The 9,078-nt window shown below is 55.6% G+C and carries 11 protein-coding genes and 4 tRNA genes; all 15 read right to left on the bottom strand.

Features of this window, described 5'->3' with window-relative positions; genetic code table 11:
- Nucleotides 1–272: 272 nt before the first annotated feature.
- On the bottom strand, nt 273–968 hold the full coding sequence (gene rplA, locus Q0O19_RS12790) for a 50S ribosomal protein L1 (protein WP_295523567.1): 696 nt from the start codon (nt 966–968) through the stop codon (nt 273–275).
- Nucleotides 969–1,400 carry a 50S ribosomal protein L11 gene (gene rplK / locus Q0O19_RS12785; RefSeq protein ID WP_100174245.1) on the bottom strand — a complete coding sequence of 144 codons (432 nt, stop codon included), beginning with the start codon at nt 1,398–1,400 and terminating at the stop codon, nt 969–971.
- A gap of 123 nt (nt 1,401–1,523) precedes the next feature.
- Nucleotides 1,524–2,105, bottom strand: coding sequence for a transcription termination/antitermination protein NusG (gene nusG, locus Q0O19_RS12780; protein ID WP_295523570.1), 582 nt, complete (start codon nt 2,103–2,105; stop codon nt 1,524–1,526).
- Nucleotides 2,105–2,488, bottom strand: a complete 384-nt coding sequence (gene secE, locus Q0O19_RS12775) for a preprotein translocase subunit SecE (protein WP_295523565.1) — start codon at nt 2,486–2,488, stop codon at nt 2,105–2,107. The genes nusG and secE overlap by 1 nt, the downstream gene beginning before the upstream one ends.
- A 97-nt stretch (nt 2,489–2,585) precedes the next feature.
- Nucleotides 2,586–2,661, bottom strand: a tRNA-Trp gene (locus Q0O19_RS12770).
- Between the two features lie 10 nt (nt 2,662–2,671).
- Complete coding sequence (gene tuf / locus Q0O19_RS12765) at nt 2,672–3,862, bottom strand: elongation factor Tu (RefSeq protein WP_295523563.1); 1,191 nt, start codon at nt 3,860–3,862, stop codon at nt 2,672–2,674.
- Nucleotides 3,863–3,935: 73 nt separating this feature from the next.
- Nucleotides 3,936–4,010 (bottom strand) — tRNA-Thr (locus Q0O19_RS12760).
- A gap of 30 nt (nt 4,011–4,040) precedes the next feature.
- Nucleotides 4,041–4,114: transfer RNA gene (locus tag Q0O19_RS12755), tRNA-Gly, on the bottom strand.
- 86 nt (nt 4,115–4,200) lie between these two features.
- Nucleotides 4,201–4,286: transfer RNA gene (locus tag Q0O19_RS12750), tRNA-Tyr, on the bottom strand.
- 60 nt (nt 4,287–4,346) lie between these two features.
- Nucleotides 4,347–5,108, bottom strand: a complete 762-nt coding sequence (locus Q0O19_RS12745) for a uracil-DNA glycosylase (RefSeq protein ID WP_295523561.1) — start codon at nt 5,106–5,108, stop codon at nt 4,347–4,349.
- Nucleotides 5,108–5,896 (bottom strand): indole-3-glycerol phosphate synthase TrpC, encoded by a 789-nt coding sequence (gene trpC, locus Q0O19_RS12740; RefSeq protein ID WP_295523559.1) that lies wholly within the window; start codon nt 5,894–5,896, stop codon nt 5,108–5,110. Before trpC ends, Q0O19_RS12745 begins: the two co-directional genes overlap by 1 nt.
- Before the next feature lie 95 nt (nt 5,897–5,991).
- Nucleotides 5,992–7,020, bottom strand: a complete 1,029-nt coding sequence (trpD, locus tag Q0O19_RS12735; RefSeq protein ID WP_295523557.1) for an anthranilate phosphoribosyltransferase — start codon at nt 7,018–7,020, stop codon at nt 5,992–5,994.
- Nucleotides 7,021–7,097: 77 nt separating this feature from the next.
- Nucleotides 7,098–8,165: a low-specificity L-threonine aldolase gene (ltaE, locus tag Q0O19_RS12730; protein ID WP_295523555.1), complete on the bottom strand. Its 1,068-nt coding sequence runs from the start codon at nt 8,163–8,165 to the stop codon at nt 7,098–7,100.
- Nucleotides 8,162–8,743: an aminodeoxychorismate/anthranilate synthase component II gene (locus Q0O19_RS12725; RefSeq protein WP_295523553.1), complete on the bottom strand. Its 582-nt coding sequence runs from the start codon at nt 8,741–8,743 to the stop codon at nt 8,162–8,164. Before Q0O19_RS12725 ends, ltaE begins: the two co-directional genes overlap by 4 nt.
- A 2-nt stretch (nt 8,744–8,745) precedes the next feature.
- On the bottom strand, nt 8,746–9,078 hold a 333-nt coding region (locus Q0O19_RS12720), incomplete at its 5' end, for a chorismate-binding protein (RefSeq protein WP_295523551.1).

Genomic DNA, 9,078 nt, shown 5'->3' with positions numbered 1-9,078 from the left:
CACTGCGATTCAGACTCAAGGTCTACTCCTTTGTATGTGTTCTTTGGGTCACCCCTGAAACACGCCTATTTGCAGCGACCAACTGTTCAGGATCTCCATCCATCTGCAGCGGGATCGCCATCTGCGTTGGCCCAAACATTCAAGCGAACTGGTCTGTTTGATGATTAAGCACATCAGTGTGTGCACCAACGGTCTCGGATGACCTGAAACCTATTAAAAGGCATCAGCCCACCACATTGAGCCAACCCGTAGGAAGACTCAAATCTTCGCCATCAAGCTGCGATGGATTGTGTATCGACGCGAACGCCCACACCCATGGTTGAAGACACGGCCACTTTACGCAGGTAAACACCTTTGCTGGTAGCAGGCTTGGCTTTCACTAAAGCTTCGATCAATGCCGCCAAGTTGCCTTGCAACTTGTCAGTGTCAAACGAACGGCGCCCGATCGTGCCGTGCACGATACCCGCCTTGTCAACGCGGAACTGCACTTGACCTGCCTTGGCATTGCGCACAGCAGTGGCTACATCGGGTGTCACGGTCCCCACTTTGGGGTTAGGCATCAGGCCACGAGGACCCAAAATCTGACCCAAAGTACCCACAACCCGCATGGCGTCCGGTGCAGCAATCACCACATCAAAAGGCATGTCGCCAGCTTTGACGCGCGCAGCCAAATCGTCCATACCGACCACGTCTGCGCCAGCAGCCAAAGCTTCTTCAGCCTTGGCGCCTTGAGCAAACACCGCCACGCGTGCTGTTTTGCCGGTGCCGTTGGGCAACACCACAGCACCACGAACCACTTGGTCAGATTTCTTGGCATCGATACCGAGTTGAACAGCAACATCGATGGATTCGTCAAACTTGGCCGTCGCGCATTCTTTGACCATGGTCAAAGCATCCGTCAAGGCATACAGCTTCAGGCTGTCCACTTTACCCACGAGGGCTTTTTGTTTTTTAGTGAGCTTGGACATTTACACACCCTCCACATTCACGCCCATGGATCGGGCAGTACCAGCGATGGTGCGAACGGCTGCATCCATGTCGGCGGCAGTCAAATCTTTCATCTTGGCTTTGGCGATTTCTTCCAGCTGTGCGCGGGTGATTTTGCCCACTTTCTCCAAACCTGGCTTGGTCGAAGCCTTGTCCAGCTTCAGGGACTTCTTGATCAATGTGGCCGCTGGCGGCGTTTTGATGATGAAGGTGAAGGACTTGTCTGCAAATGCTGTGATGACCACTGGCAATGGCAGACCTGGCTCGACGCCTTGGGTCTGGGCGTTGAACGCCTTGCAGAATTCCATGATGTTCAAACCACGCTGGCCCAGTGCAGGACCAATAGGTGGTGATGGATTGGCTTTACCAGCTGGCACTTGCAGCTTGATGAAGCCGACGATTTTTTTCGCCATGCTTTTCTCCTTGCGGGTCTTAACGCTCAAAACCAACTGGTCTTGGGCTCCCCGGGGTTAACGACTCTCAAAAACTGTCAGACGCCGAGTCGGGAAGCGTCAAACAAAACATTCAAACAAGGTTCAAGTCTTTTCAACTTGTCCGAACTCCAACTCAACGGGCGTGGCGCGACCGAAAATAGTCACCGAAACCCGCATTTTGTTGCGCTCGTAATTAACTTCTTCCACCGTACCATTGAAGTCGGTGAATGGGCCTTCTTTGACGCGGATGTACTCACCCACTTCAAATTCAACTTTGTGGCGCGGCTTGTCCGTACCTTCTTGCATCTGGCTCACGATCTTCTGGACATCGGCCTCAGAAATCGGTGAAGGCCGGTTTTTTGCACCACCAACGAAGCCAGTGACCTTGTTGGTATGCTTCACCAAGTGCCACGATTCGTCGTCCATCACCATTTCCACCAGCACATAACCAGGGAAGAACTTGCGCTCAGTGGTGCGCTTTTGACCATTCTTGACTTCCACCACTTCTTCGGTGGGCACCAGAATGCGGCCGAACTTGGTTTCCATGCCAGAACGCGCTATGCGTTCAATGATGTTGCGCTCAACCGCTTTTTCCATGCCGGAATAAGCATGGACCACATACCACTTCAAATCAGGATTGGTCGAAGAGCCCGCCATTGGCGCATTGACTACAACATCGTTCATTATTTTTTCCACCCAAGAATCAGATCGTAGAAAACCCATTCCAGAGTTTTGTCGGTGAGCCACAAAAACAAGGCCATTACCACCACAAAGGCAAAAACGTAGGCCGTGATTTGCATGGCTTCCTTGCGCTCGGGCCAAACCACTTTTTTGACTTCACGAACGGCATCGCGCCCGAAAGCGATCAATTGGCGACCCGACTCCGAGGTAAAGAAGACAACGGCAGCAGCAACCAAGCACACCAGCAAACCAGCCCACTGAACCAAAGCACCCTTGCCGGCCAACATGTAAAAGACCACAAAAGCAGCCACGACCAATGCTCCAGCCAATGCCAGACGCATCTTGTCACCAGCAGCATTCACGGTTTGAACTTCAGACGTTGCCATACGGCTTGGAACCTTTATTGAGCCCCCTCAAGAGGACTCTTATCAGACAAGGAAGCCCGCTAGGATGTAGCGGGCTTGGAAAATCCACCTTTTCAGATGGCAGGGGCAGTAGGAATCGAACCTACAACCTTCGGTTTTGGAGACCGACGCTCTGCCAATTGAGCTATACCCCTACAGAAAAATTTAAGCAATGATCTTGGCAACGACGCCCGCACCCACCGTGCGGCCACCTTCGCGAATGGCAAAGCGCAAGCCCTCTTCCATCGCAATGGGGTTGATCAACTTCACAGTGATCGACACGTTGTCACCTGGCATCACCATCTCTTTGCCTTCTGGCAACTCGATCGCACCCGTCACGTCCGTCGTGCGGAAGTAGAACTGGGGACGGTAGTTGTTGAAAAATGGCGTGTGACGGCCACCTTCGTCTTTGGACAAGACATAGATCTCGCCCGTGAAGTGGGTGTGCGGCTTGATCGAGCCTGGCTTGCACAGCACTTGGCCGCGCTCGACGTCTTCGCGCTTGGTGCCGCGCAACAAGATACCGACGTTGTCACCCGCTTGACCTTGGTCCAGCAACTTGCGGAACATCTCCACGCCCGTGCAAGTGGTCTTGACGGTGTCTTTGATGCCCACGATTTCGATTTCTTCGCCAACTTTGACAATGCCGCGCTCGATACGGCCCGTCACCACTGTGCCGCGACCAGAGATGGAGAACACGTCTTCCACAGGCATCAAGAATGCACCGTCAACTGCGCGGTCAGGCGTAGGAATGTAGTTGTCCAGCGCATCGGCCAGCTTCATGATGGCCTCTTCGCCCAAAGGACCCTTGTCGCCTTCGAGGGCCAGCTTGGCAGAACCCTGGATGATCGGGGTGTCGTCGCCGGGGAAGTCGTACTTGGACAACAACTCGCGCACTTCCATCTCGACCAACTCCAACAACTCAGCGTCGTCGACCATGTCGCACTTGTTCAAGAAAACGATGATGTAAGGCACGCCCACCTGACGGGCCAACAAAATGTGCTCGCGGGTCTGAGGCATAGGGCCGTCAGCAGCAGAGCAAACCAAAATCGCGCCGTCCATCTGGGCAGCACCGGTGATCATGTTCTTCACATAGTCGGCGTGGCCAGGGCAGTCCACGTGGGCGTAGTGACGGTTGGCAGTCTCGTACTCCACGTGGGCGGTGTTGATCGTGATACCACGGGCTTTTTCTTCGGGCGCCGCGTCGATCTGGTCGTACGCTTTGGCTGCACCACCGAACTTGGCCGCCAACACCGTGGTGATGGCCGCTGTCAGCGTGGTTTTGCCGTGGTCAACGTGACCGATGGTGCCCACGTTCACGTGGGGCTTGGTCCGTTCGAATTTTTCTTTTGCCATATCTTCGACTCCGAAAAGTAGTGGTCAACAACCAAAACAGAAGGCGCACAAACAAAATTGCGCGCCCCGAAACTGGTGCCCTTGGCGGGAATCGGACCCGCGACCTCTCCCTTACCAAGGGAGTGCTCTACCACTGAGCCACAAGGGCAAAATCTTCTCACAAACTCGTCCGGATGACTGGAGCGGGAAACGGGAATCGAACCCGTGTCATTAGCTTGGAAGGCTAAGGTTCTACCATTAAACTACTCCCGCACTGATTGCACCGCACGAGTGAGTGCGAAGCCAATGCTTGGAAACCATTTCCAATTGCTCAAATCAACCGGCATAAGCCAGTTTGCTGGTGGAGGAGACTGGATTCGAACCAGTGTAGGCGTAAGCCAACAGATTTACAGTCTGCCCCCTTTAGCCACTCGGGCACCCCTCCAGAAGCGAGTCTTAGATTATGCCATCTTTTCTTGAAGCCTCGCAAGCCGCTTGAACATTTTTACCATTGAACTTCTTTTTCTTGGTGTAAAGTCCAAAATTGCTCGGCTTGCTGAAAGTGCCCACAACCCAAAAACGGTCGCGGTGGGCGCAAAGCAGACAAAGGCGAGGGATGATTGGCCTGCAAAACCAAATGCTGCCGATGCGCCATACAGGCATCAATCAACGGCTTTTTGGTCTGCGCATGCGCGCCCCAAAGCATGAACACCACAGGATGCTCATGTTGCGCCACAGCGGCGATCAACGCATCGGTCAAAGCTTCCCAGCCCCAACGGGCGTGGCTGGCTGGCAGGCCGTCTTCTACGGTCAAACATGTGTTCAAGAGCAATACACCTTGGCTAGCCCAATGTAATAAAGCGCCGTTGACAGGCACCGCAATGCCCAAACTTCGGTGCAATTCTTTGAAAATATTGCGCAAACTCGGTGGCACACGCATGCTTGGCGCCACCGAAAAGGCCAACCCATCCGCCTGCCCTGGGCCGTGATAAGGGTCTTGACCCAATATGACCACGCGCACTTTCTGCAATGGGGTCAAACGCAATGCCCTGAAAGGATCGGGCGGATAGATGACCTTGCCTGCGATCAATGCTTGACTCAAACGCGCTGACAAGGCGACCCCAGCGGGCGAACCCAGGAAATCCAATACCAAAGGTCTCCAGTCCTCCGACAATGTTTGCACATCGGGCGGCCAGTGGCACAAACGACCATCACTCAGAGTGGCTTCCTCAAGACCCAGCGTCAACTGGTCAAGGGGTTTCGTCATCAAGCAAAGAGCGTGGCCAAGGCCTCGCCAGGCTCTTTCGCACGCATGAAGGCTTCGCCCACCAAAAATGCATGGACTTGAGCCTCACGCATGCGTTGCACGTCAGCGGCCGTTTGAATGCCACTTTCGGTCACCAGCAATCGGTCGGCAGGAACGTCGGGCAACATGTCCAATGTGGTCTGCAAAGACACCTCAAAAGTCTTGAGGTTGCGGTTGTTGATGCCCACCAAGCGGGTTTTCAATTTCAAAGCCCGCGAGAGCTCTGCTCGATCGTGCACCTCCACCAAAACAGCCATGTCCAAACTGCGCGCTACTGCTTCCATGTCGGCCATTTGCAGATCATCCAAACAAGCCGCAATCAACAAAATGGCATCGGCTCCCATGGCCCGCGCTTCGTAGATCTGATAAACATCGATCATGAAGTCTTTGCGCAGCACAGGCAGATCGCAACTGGCTCGGGCTTGCTTGAGGTAATCCACACTGCCTTGAAAGAACTGCTTGTCCGTTAGGACCGACAAGCATGCCGCGCCGAATTCGGCGTAACTTTGGGCAATGTCAGCAGGGATGAACTCGGCTCGCAACACGCCTTTGGACGGGCTGGCCTTCTTGATTTCGGCGATGACAGCGGCCTGCCCTGCGGCGATTTTGGCACGCATGGCCCCCTCGAAATCACGCGTCAGCACCCGGCTTTCGGCATCCGCTCTGACCACAGCCAAAGGCTTTTGCTTGAGGGCTGCAGCCACTTCTTCGCGCTTCACGGCAACGATTTTGTCGAGGATGTCACTCATGCTGTTTTCCTGCTCGGGCTCGGTGGCACCGGTTTTTCAAAGTTCAAAAAAGCGCCATCACCCCAAAACGATCCAGGCGCCATAACACCACACCCTCAGGACGCATTTCGGCTGAAGGCCACAAACTGCGCCAGTTTGGATTTGGCCGCACCCGACTCGATGGCCATACGCGCAAGCGCTAGGCCATCGGCGATGCTGCTGGCCACATTGGCCGCATACAAAGCAGCGCCTGCATTGATCATGACGATGTCACGCGCTGCACCGGCCTGATTGTCCAACACACCGAGCAGCATGGCCATCGATTGCTCGGGTGTGTCGACTCTGAGCGCCCGATTGCTGGCCATGGTCAAACCAAAATCTTCTGGGTGAATGTCGTATTCGGTGATTTGACCGTTTTTCAACTCACCCACCAAGGTGGCAGCGCCCAAGCTGATTTCGTCCATGCCATCTCGGCCATACACCACCACCGCATGTTCGGCTCCCAAACGCTGCAAGGCCCGCACCTGAATGCCCACCAAGTCGGAGTGAAAAACACCCATCAAGATGTTCGGGGCGTTAGCCGGGTTGGTCAATGGCCCCAGGATGTTGAACATGGTGCGAACACCCAGTTCCTTACGCACCGGCGCCACGTTCTTCATCGCTGGGTGGTGATTGGGCGCGAACATGAAACCAATGCCCACCTCCTCAATCGAGCGCGCAATTTGCTCAGGCGACAGGTGGATGTTGCCCCCCAGTGCTTCCACCACATCGGCACTGCCTGATTTGCTGCTGACGCTGCGGCCACCATGCTTAGCCGTCTTAGCGCCTGCAGCTGCTGCTACAAACATGGCGCAAGTTGAGATGTTGAAAGTGTGAGCTCCGTCACCTCCCGTGCCCACGATGTCCACCAAGTGTGTTGAATCACCCACTTGCACTTTTGTTGAAAACTCGCGCATCACTTGGGCAGCCGCAGTGATCTCGCCAATGGTTTCTTTTTTCACGCGCAAGCCCGTGAGCAAGGATGCCGTCATGACCGGCGACAACTCACCATTCATGATCATGCGCATGACGTGGAGCATCTCGTCGTGGAAAATTTCACGGTGCTCGATGGTGCGTTGAAGTGCTTCCTGAGGTGTGATGGGCATGGCTTTGACTTGGGGTGTGATCGGTTGTTGGGAAAAAGGCTTGGACGATAAGGATCTATCGAAAATAAAGGAATGCTTCAATAAATGCCTGCGTTGACACTGGCACCGTTTGGGTGCACCGATGGCTGGCCCATGAAGCGATGAATGCAAGAGACAGCGTGGTCAATGGCTGCTGCATCGACGCCCAAGTGGGTCACAAAGCGCAGGCCGATCAAGCCCGTGGCCAAAACGCCATGTGCCCTCAGATCATCTAGCAGCGCTGGACCGCGTCCGTCGATCACATCCACAAACACAATATTGGTTTGCGCTGACCGCACACTCAGTCCCGGCACGCCCTGCAGGCCTTGAGCCAGTCGCTGAGCCAGTGTGTGGTCATCGGCCAATCGGTCGACATGGTGATCCAGCGCATGCAGCGCTGCTGCTGCCAAAATGCCGGACTGACGCAAACCCCCACCCAAAACCTTGCGCCAGCGCAGTGCCTTGGCGATCAGTTCACTTGAGCCGCACAAGGCCGAGCCCACGGGCGCGCCCAGACCCTTGCTGAAACACACGGACACACTGTCGAAGTGGTCCACGATGCGCCGCACGCTGGCCATGACCGTGCCGTCTTCGGCCTGCGCCACGGCGGCATTGAAGAGTCGCGCTCCGTCCAGATGCACAGCCAAACCATGCTGCCTGGCCAGGCCAGTGGTTTGCGCCAAATAGGCCTTCGACATGGGGTGACCGTTCCAGGTGTTCTCCAGCGCCAGCAAGCGCGTGCGAGCAAAGTGACAGTCGATCGGCTTGATGGCTGCTGCAATTTCCGCCAACGCCATTTCACCTTGCAGGTTTTGCGACAGCGGCTGGGGCTGGATGCTGCCCAACACCGCCGCACCGCCACCTTCGTAACGGTAGGTGTGCGCGTTTTGACCCACGATGTATTCGTCGCCCCGCTCACAGTGCGCCATCAGGGCGCACAGGTTGCTTTGCGTGCCCGAAGGCATGAACAGCGCCGATTCTTTCCCGGTGATTTGTGCGATACGGTCTTGCAGGGCATTGACCGTAGGGTCGTCGCCAAACACGTCATCCCCCACAGGGGCATTCAGCATGGCCATGCGCATGGCTTCGGTAGGCTGGGTGACGGTGTCGCTGCGCAGGTCGATCATCGCCGCACCAAAAAGTTTTTCAACATAACGTGTCCATGTTCGGTCAGTATGGATTCGGGGTGAAATTGCACCCCCTCAATGTCCAGCTCGTGGTGCCGCACGCCCATGATTTCGCCGTCGTCGGTCCAAGCGGTGACTTTCAGGCATGGCGGACAACTGGCCCGCTCAATGGCCAGGGAATGGTAGCGGTTGACAGTGAACTGCTGGGGCAAACCAACGAATACGCCTTCTTGAGTGGTGCTGATGACACTGGTCTTGCCATGCATCAACTCCTGCGCCCGAACGATCTTGCCACCAAATGCTGCGCCAATGCTCTGGTGTCCTAGGCAGACGCCCAAGATGGGCAATTGGCCGGCGAAATGTTGAATGGCCGCCACCGAAATGCCCGCCTCGGCTGGCGAACACGGACCTGGCGAAATCACCAAGCGATCGGGTTGACGTGCTGCAATGCCCTCCAACGTGATCTCGTCGTTGCGAAAGACCTCGACCTCAGCCCCCAATTCACCGAAATACTGCACGATGTTGAAGGTGAACGAGTCGTAGTTGTCGACCATCAGGAGTTTGATTTTTGGGGTCATGATCACTCCAGCCCTTCTTCCACCAACTCACTGGCACGCAACAAGGCACGCGCCTTGTGTTCGGTTTCACGCCACTCCATCTCTGGTATCGAATCGGCCACCACCCCGGCAGCGGCCTGCACATAGAGCGTCTGGTCTTTGATGACGGCGGTGCGGATGGCGATGGCCACGTCCATGTCGCCCGCGTAACTGATGTAGCCGCAAGCACCGCCATAAATGCCGCGCTTGACCGGCTCGAACTGGTCAATCAACTCCATGGCATGCACCTTGGGCGCCCCTGTGAGGGTACCCGCAGGGAAGGTGGCTTTGAGCACGTCCATGTTGCTCATTCCTTC

It is taken from the genome of Limnohabitans sp. Rim8 (assembly GCF_945869175.1).
GTDB lineage: Bacteria > Pseudomonadota > Gammaproteobacteria > Burkholderiales > Burkholderiaceae_C > Limnohabitans_A.
Note: the sequence above shows the minus strand (reverse complement) of the source record. Positions and strands in the feature narration are given on the sequence as shown.

What these genes read in the sequence shown, in the direction of transcription:
- tuf (WP_295523563.1), bottom strand. Translation starts at nt 3,862, where the DNA reads ATGGCAAAAGAAAAATTCGAACGGACCAAGCCCCACGTGAACGTGGGC.
- secE (WP_295523565.1), bottom strand. Translation starts at nt 2,488, where the DNA reads ATGGCAACGTCTGAAGTTCAAACCGTGAATGCTGCTGGTGACAAGATG.
- rplK (WP_100174245.1), bottom strand. Translation starts at nt 1,400, where the DNA reads ATGGCGAAAAAAATCGTCGGCTTCATCAAGCTGCAAGTGCCAGCTGGT.
- ltaE (WP_295523555.1), bottom strand. Translation starts at nt 8,165, where the DNA reads ATGATCGACCTGCGCAGCGACACCGTCACCCAGCCTACCGAAGCCATG.
- nusG (WP_295523570.1), bottom strand. Translation starts at nt 2,105, where the DNA reads ATGAACGATGTTGTAGTCAATGCGCCAATGGCGGGCTCTTCGACCAAT.
- rplA (WP_295523567.1), bottom strand. Translation starts at nt 968, where the DNA reads ATGTCCAAGCTCACTAAAAAACAAAAAGCCCTCGTGGGTAAAGTGGAC.
- trpD (WP_295523557.1), bottom strand. Translation starts at nt 7,020, where the DNA reads ATGCCCATCACACCTCAGGAAGCACTTCAACGCACCATCGAGCACCGT.
- Q0O19_RS12745 (WP_295523561.1), bottom strand. Translation starts at nt 5,108, where the DNA reads ATGACGAAACCCCTTGACCAGTTGACGCTGGGTCTTGAGGAAGCCACT.
- trpC (WP_295523559.1), bottom strand. Translation starts at nt 5,896, where the DNA reads ATGAGTGACATCCTCGACAAAATCGTTGCCGTGAAGCGCGAAGAAGTG.
- Q0O19_RS12725 (WP_295523553.1), bottom strand. Translation starts at nt 8,743, where the DNA reads ATGACCCCAAAAATCAAACTCCTGATGGTCGACAACTACGACTCGTTC.